Raw genomic sequence first — 17,364 nt, 5'->3', positions numbered from 1 at the left:
TGCTGCCTCACTGGCTACTTGAGCATATGTTGGTGGACTCAATCGTGCTTGTGCAAATTTCATTGCAGTTGCCATAAACTCAGCATTTTTAGAAACCACACAACCAATTCTTGCACCACACATACTAAATCTTTTCGAAACTGAATCAATCATAATCGCGTGTTGCTCTAAACCAGGAACGTTTAATACCGAATAATGTTTTAATCCGTCATAGGTAAATTCTCTATATACTTCATCTGCAATTAAAAACAAATCGTGTTTTTTTACAATTTCAGCCAATTTGTTTATTTCCGCTTCAGAATATAAATATCCTGTTGGATTACCAGGATTACAAATCATTATGGCTTTAGTTTTTGGCGTAATTAGTTTTTCAAAAGCTTCCATTGGAGGCAATGCAAAACCAGTTTCAATTCCCGAAATTACAGGAACCACTTTTACACCACTTGCTGTAGCAAAACCATTATAATTGGCATAAAATGGTTCTGGAATAATTACTTCATCACCATTGTCTAAAGTAGAACCTAAAGCAAACATAAGTGCTTCAGAGCCACCTGTGGTAATGATAATATCTTTTGTATCTACAGGTAAACCTTGATTTTTATAATAGGCAGAAAGTTTGGTTCTATAGCTTTCAAATCCAGCACTATGACTGTATTCTAATACTTTTATATCGAAGTTTTTTACAGCTTGTAACGCTACTTCAGGTGTTTTAATGTCGGGCTGACCAATGTTTAAATGGTACACTTTTGTTCCACGTTTTTTAGCGCCTTCTGCATAAGGAACTAATTTTCTAATTGGCGATTCAGGCATTTGAATCCCTTTGTTTGAAATTTTTGGCATAGCTATAATTTTTGCTATGCAAAAGTGCGAAAAAAATAGGATTCAATAACAAAAATTTGAGAAAAAATAACAACTAAAATGAATTCGTTTTTGGAAATTAGATTTTAAATGTCAAATCGTTTTCTGTTTAGAAGTGCTAAAAAAACCCTAACATCTAATAATTAAGAAGTTAGGGTTTCTATTGTAGCGAAAACGGGAGTTGAACCCGTGACCTCAGGGTTATGAATCCTGCGCTCTAACCAACTGAGCTATCTCGCCATTAAATATTTTTGCATTTCTCAATGCGGGTGCAAATATATAAATAATTACTTTCTTTCCAAAAAATAAATCGAAATTTTACAATTAAAAATTTGTTATAAAAAATAATGTAAATAATAGTTGTGGTATCATATTTTTTTATATTTTGCTAAAAATTTATAGATTCAATTATGAAGCCAAAAGTTAAGTACGAATTAGAGTTTCCAATACACTCGTCACCACAATTACTATATCAATATATTATTACGCCATCTGGTTTGTCTGAATGGTTTTCTGATAATGTAAATTCACGTGGAGAATACTATACTTTTATTTGGGATGACTCGGAAGAAAATGCCAAATTGGTTTCTAAAAAAACAGGTGAAAAAGTAAAATTCAAATGGTTAGATGAAGATGGTAAAGACACTGAATATTACTTCGAACTTAAAATTCAAGTCGATGAAATTACTAATGATGTTTCTTTAATTGTTGTCGATTTTTCTGAAGAAGACGAATTAGCTGAAAATCAATTGTTGTGGGAAAGTTTGGTTTCCGATTTAAAACACGTAATTGGTTCGGTTTAATTTTAATAAATAAGTATATTTGTTCCCGCTATAAAAGGCGGGACTTTTTTTTATGATTAATTGTAACGGAAACATACAGAACTCCAGTAATTTCGAAATCGAAAACAATAGAGGATTCCTTTTTGGGGATGCTATTTTTGAAACCATTAAAGTAAACGGAACTAAAATATTATTTTTAGAAGAACACTATTTGCGTTTAATGGCTTCGATGCGAATTTGCAGAATGGAAATCCCAATGAATTTTACAATGGAATTTATGGAAGAAGAAATTCTGAAACTAATTGCATTACAGGCGAATAAAGTTAGTAATAGAATTCGTTTTTCTGTTTTTAGAAACGCTGAAGGCTTTTATCATCCTACTTCAAACGATGTGCAATTTATTATTACGTGTTCTGAATTAGCTTCTGATACTTATACTTTTTCTGCCACAAAATATGAAGTGGAATTGTTTAAAGATTTTTATGTTTCCAAACATTTATTGGCTACACTAAAAACCAATAATAAAATGATTAATGTGGTGGCGAGTATCTTTGCAAAGGAAAACGGATTTGAAAATTGTTTATTAATTAACGAAGATAAAAATGTTGTAGAAGCTACAAATGGCAATATTTTTATGAAAATGGGCAATCAAATAATTACACCTCTCACTTCGGATGGTTGTTTAAATGGCATTATGCGCAAGCAAGTCATTGCAATTGTTGCTAAAATGGAAGGAATTGAAATGATAGAAAAAAGCATTTCACCTTTTGATTTGCAAAAAGCAGATGAATTATTTATTTCAAATGTCATTACAGGAATTCAGCCTATTACAAAATACCGTAAAAAAGAATTTACTTCAGTAGTAGCTAAAGAAATAACAGGTTTATTAAATGCTTTAATTAATTAAGCGTAGGATTTTCTGGCGAATTAGAAAAGTAAATATATTCGCCACCAATTTCATTTAATTTTTCTTTCCAAAAATTTTGGCTGTTTTTACTTATGATTTTGTGTTGCAAATCGTTTTCAACAATTATCCAAGAATTGTCATCCAATTCTTCGGCTAATTGATTGGTTTCCCATCCGCTATATCCTAAGAAAAAACGAATATTTTCTTTAGATAATTTTCCATCGTTAATGAGAAGTTTTGTAGTTTCAAAATTACCTCCCCAGTATAAACCATAAGCGATTTCAATACTATCTGGAATAAGTTCAGGTACGTTATGCAAAAAATATAAATTATCTTGCTCCACAGGTCCGCCATTGTAAATCATAAAATTCGCATTAATTTCTGGAATCAAATCATTTATGGAATAGGAGAGCGGCTTATTCAGTATAAAGCCCACACTACCATCATTTGAATGTTCTGTTAGTAAAATTACAGATCTATTGAAAGACATATCATTTAATATGGTTGGTTCTGCAATTAGTAAACAACCTTTTTTAGGTAACAATGAAGTCATAAGCCATTTAATTTTAATTGAAATTAAGAAAAATAATTTAATTGAACAAATTATCCAGTTTAATATTACATTATTAAATGTATGTAAATTATTGAAATAAAAAAAACCTCTTAGAAACTAAGAGGTTTTCAAATAAATAAAAAGTATTTATTATTTGTTTACTGATCCATCTAAGTCAGCACCAGCTTTGAATTTTACTACATTTTTTGCAGCAATTTTGATAGTTTTTCCAGTTTGAGGATTTCTTCCATCTCTAGCCGCTCTTTTAGAGATTGACCAAGATCCGAAACCTACTAAAGAAACTCTACCACCTTTTTTTAATGTACCTTCTACACTTCCTAAAAATGATTCTAAAGCTAATTTAGCTGCTGCTTTTGTAATTCCAGCTGCTGCTGCCATTGCATCGATTAATTCTGATTTGTTCATAATTGATAGTTTTAAAATGATTATACATAATTTTGTTATACAAATTTAAATGTATCATTAAACTACGCAAGCATTTACAGCTATTTTTGCTTAAAATGTTAATAAATTATAGCAAATGTTAATAACGTGGCCTATTTTGACCCATTTTTAGCACTTAAACTCACTTAACATAGGCATCCGCACCAATTGAAGTCCCATTTAAAAGCTCGTGAATTTGCATTTTCTTTTTACCAGGAAATTGCAAACTATCAATTTGTATGAAACCATTAGAAACTGCAATTTTCATTTCCTTTTTTCCAGAAATAATTTGACCTATAGTATAGGTATGTGTTGCTTCTATAAAAGTAGTGTCGTATATTTTAACATTCCACTCATTTTCTCCATCTTTAATATATGTCCAAGCGGCAGGATAAGGACACAAACCTCTAATTTGATTGTAAATTTGTTTTCCTGGTTTCAACCAATCAATTTTACAATTGTCTTTATTTAGTTTATACGCCGTTTTTAATTCTGAATTTTCGGATTGAATGGTAGTTTCCACTTTTCCGTTTTGTATTAAATGCAACGTCTCTATTACAGTATCGCATCCTAAATGCATTAATTTGTCGTGAAGCTGACCCACGTTTTCATTTTCATCAATTGCTACCTTATGATTCAAAATCATAGCACCCGTATCAATTTTATCGTCAATAAAAAAAGTAGTTACACCAGTTTCTGTTTCACCATTAATAATTGCCCAATTTATTGGAGCGGCTCCTCTATAATTAGGTAACAAAGATGCGTGCAGATTAAACGTACCATACTTAGGCATTTTCCAAACTACTTCTGGTAGCATTCTAAACGCTACAACAATTTGCAAATTGGCAGCATAACTGGCTAATTCTTCTAAGAAATCTTCGCTTTTTAAATTGGTAGGTTGTAAAATCGGAATGTTTTTTTCTAATGCATAGGTTTTTACCGCACTAACTGAAACTTTCTGTCCACGTCCTGCAGGTTTGTCTGGCGCCGTAATAACAGCAGCTATTTCAAACTCACTTTTATATAGTGTATCAAGAATGCCAACTGCAAAGTCGGGCGTTCCCATAAATATGATTTTTAATTTATCCATTATAGTAATCGTTAAGAAAATGTATGTTTACTTAATTTGGTATTGATTATTCGTATTTATAAAAACAATATCATTTTCAAGTAAGTTTTGTAGGGCAAAGATAATTTCTTCTGACGAAAAATGTAGTACGTTTTCTATTTCATTTGAAGAAAGTGCACCTTTATGTAATAGAGTCTGAATTTGCTCTAAAACCGATTTAGGTACTACTTTGTTTTTTGAGGTACAATATGAACAAATGCCACAGGTTTTTGGATTTTCTTCTCCAAAATAAGTCGAAATTAAAACCGATTTACAAGTAGTGGTATCTAAAACAAAATGAAGCATCTGTTTGAATTGCTCTATTTTAATATGATTTTGTTGCTCTAATACTTTAACGACACGGTTAATGGTATAACTGTCTTCGCGTGGTTCGTTGTAAAGAATAGAAATGTCATTGCTTTGCAGTTTCAATTCAATTAGTTCTTGTGCTTGTAATTTGTTTAAAACGGCAATTACTTGTTCTTCGGTTTTTCCCGATTTGTTAGCAAGTAATGCGGTGTTAATTTGAGTAACTTGTTCAAAAACACCAGTATAATTTCGTAAAATCGTTTCTATAATTAAAGCTTCTTTAGTATTTAAACTGCAATATCGAATGACTTCTCGACTTTCAATATTAAACTGTAAACTGGCTTTATTGCTTATAAAATTTTGAAGCGTAATAATTCCTTGTCTATCGAGAAATTGCAAACACGCAAATGTTTTGGTTACCGATATATTAAATTTCAAACAAAATTGATTTAAATTTAAGTAAAAAACCTCTTGAAATCCTTCTCCGTAGGCAATTTGAAACTGGTTGTTTAAATTTTTATACACCAAATGCAAAAATTCTTTATGTGGCAATTGTGCGGTATATTGTTGCAACCTACTTTCAAAATCGATTGCTGGAGTTAATAGCAGGGCATAAGACGTTTCGCCATTTCTTCCCGCTCTACCGGCTTCTTGATAGTAATTTTCAATATTATCTGGAAGATGCAAATGCACTACTGTTTTAACATTTGGTTTGTCAATTCCCATTCCAAAGGCATTTGTGGCGACTATAATTTTGGCTTTTTCGTCTAACCAAAGTTGCATATTTTTATCCTTTTCTTTGCCTGATAATCCGCCGTGATAATAGGTTGCAGTAAAACCAAAATCTGTAACCATTTTACTGATTTCTATACACGATTTTCTGTTTTTTACATATAGTATTGAGGGTTCCGGATTTTTTAAGAAAATTTGTTTCAGTTTTCCAAGTTGGTTTTCGGTTTTAATTATATGATATCCTAAATTCTCTCGAGAAAAGGAATTTTTAAAAACAACCGGATTTTTTAATTGTAAAAGCGTACAAATATCTTCTTGAACTCTTGGTGTAGCTGTAGCAGTTAACGCAATAAACGGCACTGAAAAGTAGTCTTTTAACGCTGAAATTTTCAAATAAGCAGGTCTAAAATCGTGTCCCCATTGACTAATACAATGTGCTTCGTCAATCGCAATTAAATTTATATTTAAATTTTTAATTCGTTCTAAAACCCAATCTTGCTGCAGGCGTTCGGGTGAAATATATAACAATTTATAATTCCCAAAGACACAATTGTCTAATAAATTATTGGTTTCTTCAGCAGATATTCCGCCCGTTAAGGCAATGGCTTTAATGTTTTTATTTTTTAAATTTTCAACCTGATCTTTCATTAAGGCAACAAGTGGCGAAATGACCAAACAAATTCCGGGTTTAAGTAAAGCAGGTATTTGAAAACAAATTGATTTTCCACCGCCAGTTGGTAACAAAGCAAAAGTATCTTCACCACGTAAAATAGTCTGGATAATTTCTTCTTGTGTGGGTCTAAAAGCACTGTGTTTCCAGTACGCTTTTAAAACATCTAACGGTTGATTCATTAAAAATGAATTAGTCTTTTATGTGATTGATAATAAATTGAAAGCGTTCTTCTACAGACGTTTTTGGTACTTCGTGTAGTTCATATCCATATTTTGTATAGGTATCTACCAAATAATTATGAATTTTTGATGCTTCTTCATAACTTTCATAACGTTCGGCATCGCTGGTGTATATTTCTTCCCAAGGTGGTAATAAAAAAACTTTGTCGTATTTATAGGTTTCGCAAGCGGCTACAAATTCAGCAGGGTAGGAGTCGCCTATAAAATCCATATACGCCACCACATCTGGAATACCTCTATCAATAAAAACAGGTTTTTCTTCGTTTACGGCGTTTTGATATTGTTTAATTCTTCCTTCTAAAAGGCGTTCGCTAAACAACATCGGATTTTCCAAAAACAAATAATCAACACCTTCTTCTCGGGCTTTTAAAATTACTTCTCTTGAAATTTCAGGATAACAAATGTGTCCTTCGGCTTCTAAGTGATTAATTAAGGTGGTTTTTCCAGAACTTGGACCGCCAATAAGGAGTATAATTTTTTTATTCATTTTAAGGCTTTAAAAGTCAAATGTACTATCATTTTTTATATTTTGAAAATCTTAATTATTTAAATTTTCAAATCAAACATTATAAACGTATATTTGTTTTTTATTATTAAATTAAAATGAATAAAGAAACCGAAGATTTTTACATTAGACTTAAATCTGAATTAGAAGAATCAACCACTTGGCCTGCTGTGTATTTATACAAATTTATTGTACCAACAAATGCTACAAATGTGAATACAGTTGAAAATGCCTTTAATAATATGGGCGCCGTTATAAAAACACACGCTTCTAAAACAGGAAAATATACCAGTATTTCAATTAACGTTACGATGCAAAACGCAGATAAAGTGATTGAAAAATACCAAGAATTAGCAACAATTGAAGGAATTATTTCATTATAAATATGGCATACAACAACGAAGAATCAATTAATTATTTAGAATATAATTCGCAACGGGAACATTTAATTATTCCTGAATACGGACGATATGTACAAAAATTAATCAACCAAATTACCGCTATCGAAGATAGAGAAAAGCGAAACAAAGGTGCGCGTTATGTAATTTCGGTATTGGGAAATTTGAATCCGCATTTACGTGATGTGCCAGATTTTCAGCACAAACTATGGGATCAATTGTTTATTATGTCTGATTTTAAATTAGATATTGATTCACCATTTCCTATTCCTACAAGAGAAGTAGTGCAATTGAAACCAGAACGTTTAACGTATCCACAAAACTTTCCAAAATACCGTTTTTACGGAAACAACATCAAATATATGATTGATGTAGCACGTAAATGGGAGGAAGGCGAATTGAAAAATGCTTTAATCATTGTGATTGCCAATCATATGAAAAAATGTTTTTTAAGCTGGAATAAAGATACGGTTACAGACGAAGTTATTTTTAATCATTTATTAGAATTATCTAATGGCGAATTAAACTTAACATCAATGAAAGAAGAGCTTTCTACGTCGCAAAACTTATTAAAAGTAAATAAAAAACAGTCGAATAAAACGCAGTTTTTTACTAAGAATGATTCGCATACAAATACGAACAGAAACGCGAACAGACCACCGTCTAATCAAAACAAACCGCAATTGAATAGAAATTCAAATGCAAAACCACATACACCAGATAATACAAAAGCCAATTTAAATAACCCAAATTACAAAGGCGGAAAAAATTTTAAACCAAAAAATAATCCAAATAATACAATATAAATGGGAACATTCAAAATTGAAGGCGGAACGCCCTTAAAAGGAAATGTGCAACCACAAGGTGCAAAAAACGAAGCATTACAGGTTTTATGTCCTGTGTTGTTAACCTCAGAAAAAGTTAGAGTAACTAACATTCCTGATATTATTGATGTAAACAAACTAATTACCTTATTAGGTAACTTAGGCGTTAAAATTCAGAAAAACGGACCTGGCGATTATACGTTTCAAGCAGACGATGTAAATGTGGGGTATTTAGAAACAGAGGCCTTTAAAAAAGAAGGTGGAAGTTTACGTGGCTCTATTATGATTGTAGGACCTTTATTGGCTCGATTTGGAAAAGGATTTATTCCAAAACCAGGTGGAGACAAAATTGGAAGACGTCGTTTAGATACCCATTTTGAAGGTTTTATCAATTTAGGTGCAAAATTTAGATACAACAAAGAAGACCATTTTTATGGTGTAGAAAACGAAGGCCGATTAAAAGGCGCGTATATGTTATTAGACGAAGCGTCTGTTACAGGAACCGCTAATATTGTAATGGCTGCAGTTTTAGCCGAAGGAATTACTACAATTTACAACGCAGCTTGCGAACCGTATTTGCAACAGTTATGTAAAATGTTAAATTCAATGGGAGCGAAGATTACAGGTATTGGTTCTAATTTATTAACTATTGAAGGTGTCGAATCTTTAGGTGGTTGTGAGCACAGAATTTTACCAGATATGATTGAAATTGGCTCTTGGATTGGCTTAGCGGCTATGACAAAAAGTGAAATTACAATTAAAGATGTAAGTTGGGATAACTTAGGACAAATTCCAAACGTATTTAGAAAACTTGGAATTACATTAGAACAAAAAGGAGACGACATTTATATTCCTGCTCATAAAGACGGGTACGAAATTAAAACTGATATTGACGGTTCGATATTAACGGTTTCGGATGCGCCTTGGCCAGGATTTACACCTGATTTACTAAGTATTATTTTAGTAGTCGCTACACAAGCAAAAGGAGACGTGTTAATTCATCAAAAAATGTTTGAAAGCCGTTTGTTCTTTGTGGATAAATTAATAGATATGGGTGCGAAAATTATGTTATGCGACCCACACAGAGCTGTGGTTATGGGACATAATTTCGAATCGCAATTGAAAGCTACTGTGATGTCTTCTCCAGATATTAGAGCCGGTATTTCGTTATTAATTGCGGCACTTTCTGCAAAAGGAACCAGTACCATACAAAATATCGAACAAATTGATAGAGGTTACGAAAGAATAGACGAACGATTACGAGCACTTGGTGCAAATATTGTAAGAGTATAAATAAAAAAGCGACAGTGATGTCGCTTTTTTTTATTGTTTATTTTTAGAGGTTTTGTTCGGAGTTTGTTCGGAGTTTGTTCGGAGTCGCTTCGGTAAAAACACCTATTTACCGAACAAGTACCGAACAAGTACCGAAGGAATACCGAAGAAATGAATGTTTAGTGAGGGATTTTACTTTTGAAACTTGAATATTTAATTTGTACAAAAATCGTAATATTGACAAATGTACGTTAGCCGTACTTTTTTAAATTTATAAAATTTTCAATAGTTTGTTTTCGGTAAATTCAACTCGATATTTTATTTGGCAAATTTTAATTGATTTTTTATTTTTTATAAAGACTAAAACTCTTTTAGAATCATCCATTGCTACATATTCAGATAAATTTGATAAATCAATTTTATATTTTTTTTCAATTTCTTCAGGAATTGAATAAGGATAAATTATGTAGTAATTATCCCATTCAAAATCTGTTAAATTATTTAAATCGATTAGTTTCTTTTCTTTTAAATATTCTGAATGTATTTTATCTGTTAATTCTCTATCAAAATTTAACTGAAAAAAAGAGTCGCAAGAAGATAATGTTAAAATAGAAATTATTAAGAATATTTTTTTCATTTTTTAATTATTTAATCTTTCAAAGATTTTGCGAGCGTCACCCTCGTAACCATTATTGCTATATTTTTTTAGCATACAAATGTATTTACATTTTTTGTTACGTGTCAGAAGTTTGCGTTTGCTGAGGCTATAAAAGCATTACTTCTACTCTTATTTGTCGTCATTTGATTCTGTATTTGTTTTGTTGTCTATTACAAACCAAGATGCAACAAAAGCAGTAAATGTCCCGAATAAACCTACACCAGCCGTCATTAAGATTGCTGCAATAATTCGTCCTTCTGTTGTCACAGGAAATTTGTCACCATAACCAACTGTTGTGATAGTAACGTAAGCCCACCAAATTGCATCTTCGGCAGTTTTTATATTACTATTTGGGTCGTTTTCAACTTGTAAAATTCCAATTGCAGAAAAAATAACAAGTAAGATTGCAATTATGGATATTGATGTAAAAGCCCCTTGTGCTTTATTAGCAAAAATATGATTTACAAGATGTCTTGTTGAACGAAAAGCTCTTATAACTCTTAATAGTCTGATAAGTCTTAACAGTCTACCTGCACGAAGAAAACCAACCATAGGAATGCTTGAAAGTAGGTCAATCCAACCCCATTTCATAAATTTTAATTTACTTTCTGCTTTGAAGAACCGAATTGAAAATTCAAAAAAGAAAAATGCACAAATTGTATTATCAATGTAATTCAATAAGGTTGATGTTTCTGTCGGAAGAACGAAAATGGTGTCAATTATTAATGCTCCCAATACATAAATTGAAAGTATAATAACAATTATATTTAAAAGTCCAAGTTTGTTTTCGGTATTATTTAATGCAGTCATATTTTTTTTCTAATGTTGATAACACCTTCCGTTTGAACTGGTAGTCATTCTTTTGCATCTACTACCAGATTTTGTAGTTCCAGAGCATTGAACAGAAGTTGAACTGCTTTTTGTTGGTTCATTAGAATGGTTCTTGATTTCTTCGGTATTGCCTTTCGGATTGTCACTATTAATTTGCGTTTCGTGTTGATAACAATATCCACTAATATTTAATGTTTTGTTTTTACATTTCTCTCCGGCTTTTGTCACTCCATTACATTGAACGGATTCTGCTGCTTTATTTTCATTTTTTTCAATTGCTGTTTTGATGTTCTTCCAAGACCAACATTTAATACAAAGAGTTTTTTCAATTAAATCTTCTTGGTCGTCTTGTAGCAATGGGAAGAAGTCAATTCCAGTCATTTTTTCAACGCTGTCAATTGATACAGCATAATATTGAAGTTGTTCCTTAGACCCGGTATTTGGAAGAATAAAGCCAATGCCTTTTATGTTTGGTTCAGTGTAATCTAAAATTACCTTGTAATAATAATTTGGAATAGTAACTTTATTTTGACCAATTGTTTGAAGGCCATTTGTTAATACTGGTCCTGTAACAACGTAAACAGTATTGTTTTCAATTGCCCACGTCCTAACTAATTCTTCCAAATTTTTCCATATTCCTCTGTTGAAGCTGGGTGTCTGCGGACTCATATTACTATAGTAAAAAGATTCAGCCATTGTGTTAGCTGACCAACCCATATCAGACGCAGGAGCTAAGTGTCCTCTGTCATAACCAGAACCTTCATAATCATTTTCAGAAGCAGTTCCTGTTTTTACTTTTGGGTCTGATATGAATTTATCTGTTCGTTCAAAAAGTTTATTTGTTTCCTCTTTAGTAAGTTCGTAGGCAACCCAATTTGCTTGTTCGTGTGTTTCGTTGTATAAAAGCGAATAGCCTGTGTGCGTGATAATTTTGTCTTTGGAATTAGTTTTTGGGAGTTCTAATTTTGTTATGTTAGTTGCCTTAATGTTATACAATGGAATGCTGTCAGAGTATAACCAAGTACCGTCTCCATACAACAAAACAGTTTTTCCGTCATTTGATTTGACTTCCTGCTGTCCAAAAGTCAATGCTTGGATTGCTATAAGGGAGAATAATGTCAGTATAATTTTTTTCATTCTGTTTCGTCTGTTAGGGTTGATTTTAACTAATTTATTTGCGAAATATAACTTCGTATGTAAACCCATAATTGGGTAGCTATGTGAAGTTTTGTTTTGGTTTTGTATAAATCAAATGTAATAAATTATTTCCACACTTCTTTGTAGAATGATTTCTACAAAATGAGTAGGAGAAGAAATAAAAAAAGGGTTACTCAATAACCAATTCTTTCAATTGTTCGCGGTATTTTTCTAAAATATCCGCTTTGGATAGGAAACCAATAAATATTTTATCTTGCACTACGGGTAAAATGGCTTGGTGGGTGCTTTCAAATTTATTCATTATGCTTTCAATAGGATCTTCAAAATCTACAATGTCTTTGTCTTTTACCGGTTGTAATACTTCGGTAATAGACGTAAATTTTACTTTAAACGCAGAAAATATAATCGGACGAATATCATCCAAATAAATCAAACCAATAAGTTTGTTGTCGTCATTTAAAACAGGAAAAATAACATCGTCTGAAGTGGCTATTTTTTCAATTAATGCTTCTAAAGTTTTAGATTCGGTTACGGGTGTAAAATGATTGTTAATCAGTTTTTTAACATCAATAGATTGTAATATATTTTTGTCTTTATCATCTGTAAAAACGTCGCCTTTATCGGCAAGGTTTTTAATGTCAAACGAGTACGGTTCAAAGTGTTTAGATATGGCAAAACTTATAGAAGATACCAACATTAAAGGCACCATTAAACTATAGCCACCTGTAATTTCAGCAATCAAAAATATCGCGGTTAAAGGCGAATGAAACAAACCACTCAACACACCTGACATTCCTACTAATGTGAAATTACTAATAGGCAAATTTGTAATTTTCAACATATTGAAAAAATACGCTGTTGAAAATCCTAAATACGAACCTACAAATAGGGAAGGTGCAAAGTTACCACCATTACCACCCGCACCTAAAGTAATTCCGGTAGCGAAAACTTTAAATAATAAGGTTAAGGTAATGAAACCAAAAATAATCCATTTGTTGGAATCAAATTTTTCTACAAGGGTGTTTTCTAATAGTTTTTCAGGCTGGTTGGCCGCTAAGAGTTTTATGCCTTCGTATCCTTCACCAAATAAACTGGGAAATATAAAAATCAATATCCCTAAAATTAAGGCGCCAAACAAGGCTTTTCGGTAGGTGTTTTTACTTCGTGTTGCGAAAAAATGTTCTACTTTTCTAAAATTTCTGGCGTAATGAATGGAAACAAATCCAGACAAAATTCCTAAAATAATATAAAAAGGAATGTTTTTAGAATCAAAATCTTGTATCGATTTGAAACTAAATAACGCATCTTCATTTAATAATAACATCGAAACAATGGATCCCGTTGCGGCACTAATTATTAAAGGCGTAAAAGCCGTAATGCTAATTTCTGCTAAAACTACTTCAATAGCAAACAAAACGCCCGCAATTGGCGCGTTAAATGCAGCAGCTATTCCGGCAGCGACACCACAGGCTAAAAGTAAGGTTCTGTCTTTGTAACTTAATCGGTATTTTAAAGCATAATTACTCCCAAAAGCTGCACCAGTAATGGTAATAGGCGACTCCAATCCAGCGCTTCCACCCATACCTACAGTTAACGAACTGGTAATAATTTGGGCATACATTTGCTTACCAGGCATTACGCTTCTTTTTTTTGCCACGGCATACATAATTTGGGAGGTTCCTTTTTGGATGTTTCCGTTTAAGAAATTTTTAATTACAAATACCGTTAGTAAAATTCCAATAATAGGCAAGGTGCTTTTACTGTAAGGCAAATGCAGTTTTGTGTTTAGATATTGTGAAAATATAAATACGTTGTGGGCAAATGTTTTTAATACAATTACCGCCAAAGCCGCTGATAATCCTACTAAAACACTTGAAATGTATAAAAACTGACGCGGTTCTAAAACCGACTTCAGTTTAGAAAAATAGTTTTCAAAAAAATGCGCTATTTTTTGTAATCGTTTGAACACAAGGGTTTTTATTTAGAATGGCTAAAATACGCTAATTTTTTAAAAGATAAAATGTTTTAGGTACACAGATTTGACAGATGTAACGGATTTTATTTTCCTACGAAATACCGAACTATTATAAATTGAAATATTGAATTTGTAGCAAAAAAATAGCAATTAAATGATTTTTCTAATAGCTTCTTTTTTACTTAAGGGTTTTAAATTGGTGCTGTTTACATAATTTAAAACCGCTGTTGGATTTACCGAACCGTACTCGCGTAATGCCCAACCTATGGCTTTTTGAATGAAAAACTCAGTTGACTGTTTGTGTTTTTCACATTCAGAAACCAGTATATTAAAATCTGTTTTTTGTTTATAGCCCAATTGAAAAATAATCGCCGTGCGGTTGAGCCACATACTATCAGCATTTGAAAATGCTTCGATAATTTCATATGTTTTTTCTGGAAACGTTTCTAAATAGCCACCCACAGCGTATTTCGCTAAAGTGTCTACACTGTCCCACCAGGAGTTTGTAGTAATGAGTTTTTCAATTAAAAGTATATCTTCAATTTGATAGTTATTCTTGATTTCTTTGATGAAAATATCAATGGCAGCGTGATGCATTTCTCGATGTGGAAATTGATACAATTGCCAACAAATGGCTCTAAAATTTGTTTTGATTTCATCTTTATAAACAGAAGTACATTTTTTTAGAATATCACGTCTGGCTTGGGTTTGAATGCCATAAAAAGGAAAATTATTCTTTAAATAATCACTTTGCTTTTTTCCGTAGCCCACATTTTCATTGGCTTCAAACTGTTGCTTAATTGTAGTAACAAAACTCATTTCTTAATGTATCTAATTCTAATTTAGTATGTTGTTGTAATGCTGTAAAAAACGCTAAAAATTCTTGCTCAATTTCTGAATAAAACGCTTGAATGTCTTCCATCGCAGCGGGCATATTTACTCGGTTTTTAGTGCGATAATCCATTTGAAATAAAATTAATTCCAATCCTTCTAATGATTGATAACACACCAACCAATTGGTTTTTATCATATAAGGCAATGCATTTTGCGTTTTTGGTGTTAAAATTGCATATTCCTTTTGGAGTAGGTTATAAAAATCATCGGCATACTGTTCAAGAGGTGTGTCAGAAAATTGCTGCCAGTTTTTTGCTAAAAAATGATCGTAAACAATATCCATTATCACACCTGAATAATGTCCGAATTTCTGATGTAATCGATGTTTGCTTTTACGATATATTTCGTGTGAATCTGTAAAACTATCAATAAAACGGTGTAGTTTCACTCCAATTTGAATACCTACAGGATACGACTCGTATGAATTTCCTTTAATAGCATCGGCCATAAAATTGCCTATTTTAATGAAATTATCTTCATCGGAAAGGTATATGTGTGCGAGATAGTTCAAGTTTGTGGTTATTTGGTTAAATGGAATAGTAATTTAGAAACACAGATTTTAGAAATTTTAGAAATTTATATAATTTTTAAAATCTGTGTTGCAAAAAAAATTAATAGTTATTTCTTTCGTAAATATATAAAATTCTTTGAATGTTTTATTGTTATCTTATGTTGAAGATTTATCTTTGTATTTTATGCGGGGTTAACTTTTCAACAAATAACCCTTTTAAACTTTATAAACATTAAATAATGACATTAATAAAATCAATTTCAGGAATTAGAGGTACCATTGGTGGGAAAGTAGGCGATAACTTAACGCCTGTAGATGCGGTAAAATTTGCTTCGGCATATGGTACGTTTTTGAAAAACACCTCTACCGTTACAGATAGAAGACTTAAAGTTGTAATTGGTCGTGATGCGCGTATTTCTGGACCTATGATTCATAATTTAGTACAAAACACCCTTTTAGGATTAGGAATTGATGTTATCGATTTAGGACTTTCTACCACGCCAACAGTAGAAGTAGCGGTGCCAATGGAACAAGCGGATGGTGGTATTATTTTAACAGCTTCTCACAATCCGAAACAATGGAACGCCTTAAAGTTATTAAATGCCAAAGGCGAATTTTTAAGTGGGGCAGAAGGTGCTAAAATTTTAGAAATTGCCGAGGCAGAAGCGTTTGATTTTGTAGATGTTGATAGTTTAGGTGAAGTTACGAGTAACGATTCTTATATGGATATTCACATTGATGAAGTATTGGAATTGCCTTTAGTAGATGCAGATTTAGTGAAAACTAAGAAATATAAAGTTGTAGTAGATGGTGTCAATTCTTCTGGAGGTATTGTCATTCCTAATTTATTAGAACAAATGGGCGTGGAAGTGGTGAAATTATATTGCGAACCAAACGGACATTTTCCTCATAATCCAGAACCTTTAAAAGAGCATTTAACGGATATATGTAAGCTTGTTTTAGATGAAAAAGCCGATTTTGGAATAGTAGTAGACCCAGATGTAGATCGTTTGGCATTTATTTCAAATGATGGTGAAATGTTTGGTGAAGAATATACGTTAGTGGCTGTAGCCGATTATGTTTTGAGTAAAACACCTGGAAATACAGTTTCTAATATGAGCTCGTCTCGTGCATTGCGTGACATTACTGAAAAGCATAATGGAAGTTACCAAGCCAGTGCCGTTGGTGAAGTAAATGTAGTTGAATTAATGAAAAAAACCAACGCTATAATTGGTGGTGAAGGAAATGGCGGAATTATATATCCAGAATTGCATTACGGAAGAGATAGTTTGGTAGGCGTAGCGTTATTTTTAACGTATTTGGCAGGTCAAGATAAAACAGTTGCCGAATTACGTGCCAGTTATCCGCAATATTATATGAGTAAAAATAAAATTGAATTGACGCCACAAATAGATGTAGATGCTATTTTAGAATCGTTAACTGCGACTTATAAAAACGATAGTTCGACAAGCTCACTATCCACATTGGATGGAGTAAAAATTGATTTTGCTACCGAATGGGTACATTTAAGAAAATCGAATACCGAACCTATTATCAGAATTTATACAGAAGCACCAACGCAAAATGAAGCTGATGTTTTAGCTGAACGTTTTGTTAAGGAACTTAAAGTAATTGCTGGGATATAGTAAAAGAAATTATACCTGACAGGTTTAATAATAAAATAACATATAAAAAAAACCGTCAAGTTTTAAACGTGACGGTTTTTTTTATCG

The 17,364-nt window shown here is 32.1% G+C and carries 18 protein-coding genes and 1 tRNA gene; 6 read left to right on the top strand and 13 right to left on the bottom strand.

Translation table 11 applies throughout. The features are described 5' to 3' along the window. The coding region (locus ABWO04_RS00345) for a pyridoxal phosphate-dependent aminotransferase (protein WP_353076474.1) at positions 1-840 on the bottom strand (840 nt) is incomplete at its 3' end. Positions 841-1,024: 184 nt separating this feature from the next. Continuing rightward, positions 1,025-1,098: transfer RNA gene (locus tag ABWO04_RS00340), tRNA-Met, on the bottom strand. 170 nt (positions 1,099-1,268) lie between these two features. On the opposite strand from ABWO04_RS00340, the gene ABWO04_RS00335 reads away from it, so the two are divergent. Further along, positions 1,269-1,661, top strand: a complete 393-nt coding sequence (locus ABWO04_RS00335) for an START-like domain-containing protein (RefSeq protein WP_353076473.1) — start codon at positions 1,269-1,271, stop codon at positions 1,659-1,661. 52 nt (positions 1,662-1,713) lie between these two features. Further along, the gene (locus tag ABWO04_RS00330; protein ID WP_353076472.1) at positions 1,714-2,547 is read left to right on the top strand and encodes an aminotransferase class IV; all 834 of its coding nucleotides are present in this window, start codon (positions 1,714-1,716) and stop codon (positions 2,545-2,547) included. On the opposite strand, the gene ABWO04_RS00325 is transcribed toward ABWO04_RS00330, so the two are convergent. The 5 genes from ABWO04_RS00325 to ABWO04_RS00305 all read right to left on the bottom strand — a co-directional run bounded on the left by ABWO04_RS00325 (position 2,540) and on the right by ABWO04_RS00305 (position 7,092). Continuing rightward, on the bottom strand, positions 2,540-3,100 hold the full coding sequence (locus tag ABWO04_RS00325) for a YqgE/AlgH family protein (protein ID WP_353076471.1): 561 nt from the start codon (positions 3,098-3,100) through the stop codon (positions 2,540-2,542). The two genes, ABWO04_RS00330 and ABWO04_RS00325, sit on opposite strands and share 8 nt — an antisense overlap. 150 nt (positions 3,101-3,250) lie before the next feature. Further along, entirely contained in the window at positions 3,251-3,526 is a 276-nt protein-coding gene (locus ABWO04_RS00320) for an HU family DNA-binding protein (RefSeq protein WP_353076470.1), read from the bottom strand. 160 nt (positions 3,527-3,686) lie between these two features. Further along, positions 3,687-4,634 carry a methionyl-tRNA formyltransferase gene (gene fmt, locus ABWO04_RS00315; protein ID WP_353076469.1) on the bottom strand — a complete coding sequence of 316 codons (948 nt, stop codon included), beginning with the start codon at positions 4,632-4,634 and terminating at the stop codon, positions 3,687-3,689. A 27-nt stretch (positions 4,635-4,661) separates the two neighbouring features. Continuing rightward, positions 4,662-6,545, bottom strand: coding sequence for a RecQ family ATP-dependent DNA helicase (locus ABWO04_RS00310; RefSeq protein WP_353076468.1), 1,884 nt, complete (start codon positions 6,543-6,545; stop codon positions 4,662-4,664). Between the two features lie 10 nt (positions 6,546-6,555). Further along, positions 6,556-7,092, bottom strand: coding sequence for an AAA family ATPase (locus ABWO04_RS00305; RefSeq protein WP_353076467.1), 537 nt, complete (start codon positions 7,090-7,092; stop codon positions 6,556-6,558). A 116-nt stretch (positions 7,093-7,208) separates the two neighbouring features. Between ABWO04_RS00305 and ABWO04_RS00300 the strand changes: the two genes are divergently transcribed. The 3 genes from ABWO04_RS00300 to murA are packed head-to-tail and all read left to right on the top strand — an operon-like array spanning position 7,209 to position 9,625. After that, positions 7,209-7,493: a DUF493 family protein gene (locus ABWO04_RS00300; RefSeq protein ID WP_353076466.1), complete on the top strand. Its 285-nt coding sequence runs from the start codon at positions 7,209-7,211 to the stop codon at positions 7,491-7,493. A gap of 2 nt (positions 7,494-7,495) precedes the next feature. After that, positions 7,496-8,314 carry a DUF4290 domain-containing protein gene (locus ABWO04_RS00295; RefSeq protein ID WP_353076465.1) on the top strand — a complete coding sequence of 273 codons (819 nt, stop codon included), beginning with the start codon at positions 7,496-7,498 and terminating at the stop codon, positions 8,312-8,314. Next, positions 8,315-9,625: a UDP-N-acetylglucosamine 1-carboxyvinyltransferase gene (gene murA / locus ABWO04_RS00290; RefSeq protein ID WP_353076464.1), complete on the top strand. Its 1,311-nt coding sequence runs from the start codon at positions 8,315-8,317 to the stop codon at positions 9,623-9,625. Positions 9,626-9,875: 250 nt separating this feature from the next. On the opposite strand, the gene ABWO04_RS00285 is transcribed toward murA, so the two are convergent. The 6 genes from ABWO04_RS00285 to ABWO04_RS00260 all read right to left on the bottom strand — a co-directional run bounded on the left by ABWO04_RS00285 (position 9,876) and on the right by ABWO04_RS00260 (position 15,631). Continuing rightward, on the bottom strand, positions 9,876-10,241 hold the full coding sequence (locus ABWO04_RS00285) for a hypothetical protein (protein ID WP_353076463.1): 366 nt from the start codon (positions 10,239-10,241) through the stop codon (positions 9,876-9,878). Between the two features lie 150 nt (positions 10,242-10,391). After that, the gene (locus ABWO04_RS00280; protein ID WP_353076462.1) at positions 10,392-11,072 is read right to left on the bottom strand and encodes a potassium channel family protein; all 681 of its coding nucleotides are present in this window, start codon (positions 11,070-11,072) and stop codon (positions 10,392-10,394) included. Between the two features lie 9 nt (positions 11,073-11,081). Then, positions 11,082-12,230 carry a DNA/RNA non-specific endonuclease gene (locus ABWO04_RS00275; RefSeq protein ID WP_353076461.1) on the bottom strand — a complete coding sequence of 383 codons (1,149 nt, stop codon included), beginning with the start codon at positions 12,228-12,230 and terminating at the stop codon, positions 11,082-11,084. A 190-nt stretch (positions 12,231-12,420) separates the two neighbouring features. Further along, the gene (locus tag ABWO04_RS00270; RefSeq protein WP_353076460.1) at positions 12,421-14,220 is read right to left on the bottom strand and encodes a chloride channel protein; all 1,800 of its coding nucleotides are present in this window, start codon (positions 14,218-14,220) and stop codon (positions 12,421-12,423) included. 156 nt (positions 14,221-14,376) lie between these two features. After that, positions 14,377-15,045 (bottom strand): DNA alkylation repair protein, encoded by a 669-nt coding sequence (locus tag ABWO04_RS00265; protein ID WP_353076459.1) that lies wholly within the window; start codon positions 15,043-15,045, stop codon positions 14,377-14,379. Then, positions 15,023-15,631 carry an acyl carrier protein phosphodiesterase gene (locus ABWO04_RS00260; protein WP_353076458.1) on the bottom strand — a complete coding sequence of 203 codons (609 nt, stop codon included), beginning with the start codon at positions 15,629-15,631 and terminating at the stop codon, positions 15,023-15,025. The genes ABWO04_RS00265 and ABWO04_RS00260 overlap by 23 nt, the downstream gene beginning before the upstream one ends. A gap of 239 nt (positions 15,632-15,870) precedes the next feature. On the opposite strand from ABWO04_RS00260, the gene glmM reads away from it, so the two are divergent. Next, a complete protein-coding gene (gene glmM / locus ABWO04_RS00255) occupies positions 15,871-17,277 on the top strand; it encodes a phosphoglucosamine mutase (RefSeq protein WP_353076457.1) in 1,407 nt (468 codons plus the stop codon). Positions 17,278-17,364 lie beyond the last annotated feature (87 nt).

It is taken from the genome of Flavobacterium sp., from assembly GCF_040382755.1.
Classification (GTDB): Bacteria; Bacteroidota; Bacteroidia; order Flavobacteriales; family Flavobacteriaceae; genus Flavobacterium.
Note: the sequence above shows the minus strand (reverse complement) of the source record. Positions and strands in the feature narration are given on the sequence as shown.

Coding starts and splice junctions, on each gene's coding strand:
- ABWO04_RS00330 (WP_353076472.1), top strand. CDS start 1,714: ATGATTAATTGTAACGGAAACATACAGAACTCCAGTAATTTCGAAATC.
- ABWO04_RS00325 (WP_353076471.1), bottom strand. CDS start 3,100: ATGACTTCATTGTTACCTAAAAAAGGTTGTTTACTAATTGCAGAACCA.
- ABWO04_RS00300 (WP_353076466.1), top strand. CDS start 7,209: ATGAATAAAGAAACCGAAGATTTTTACATTAGACTTAAATCTGAATTA.
- ABWO04_RS00310 (WP_353076468.1), bottom strand. CDS start 6,545: ATGAATCAACCGTTAGATGTTTTAAAAGCGTACTGGAAACACAGTGCT.
- ABWO04_RS00285 (WP_353076463.1), bottom strand. CDS start 10,241: ATGAAAAAAATATTCTTAATAATTTCTATTTTAACATTATCTTCTTGC.
- ABWO04_RS00280 (WP_353076462.1), bottom strand. CDS start 11,072: ATGACTGCATTAAATAATACCGAAAACAAACTTGGACTTTTAAATATA.
- ABWO04_RS00335 (WP_353076473.1), top strand. CDS start 1,269: ATGAAGCCAAAAGTTAAGTACGAATTAGAGTTTCCAATACACTCGTCA.
- ABWO04_RS00295 (WP_353076465.1), top strand. CDS start 7,496: ATGGCATACAACAACGAAGAATCAATTAATTATTTAGAATATAATTCG.
- glmM (WP_353076457.1), top strand. CDS start 15,871: ATGACATTAATAAAATCAATTTCAGGAATTAGAGGTACCATTGGTGGG.
- ABWO04_RS00265 (WP_353076459.1), bottom strand. CDS start 15,045: ATGAGTTTTGTTACTACAATTAAGCAACAGTTTGAAGCCAATGAAAAT.
- murA (WP_353076464.1), top strand. CDS start 8,315: ATGGGAACATTCAAAATTGAAGGCGGAACGCCCTTAAAAGGAAATGTG.
- fmt (WP_353076469.1), bottom strand. CDS start 4,634: ATGGATAAATTAAAAATCATATTTATGGGAACGCCCGACTTTGCAGTT.
- ABWO04_RS00305 (WP_353076467.1), bottom strand. CDS start 7,092: ATGAATAAAAAAATTATACTCCTTATTGGCGGTCCAAGTTCTGGAAAA.
- ABWO04_RS00320 (WP_353076470.1), bottom strand. CDS start 3,526: ATGAACAAATCAGAATTAATCGATGCAATGGCAGCAGCAGCTGGAATT.
- ABWO04_RS00275 (WP_353076461.1), bottom strand. CDS start 12,230: ATGAAAAAAATTATACTGACATTATTCTCCCTTATAGCAATCCAAGCA.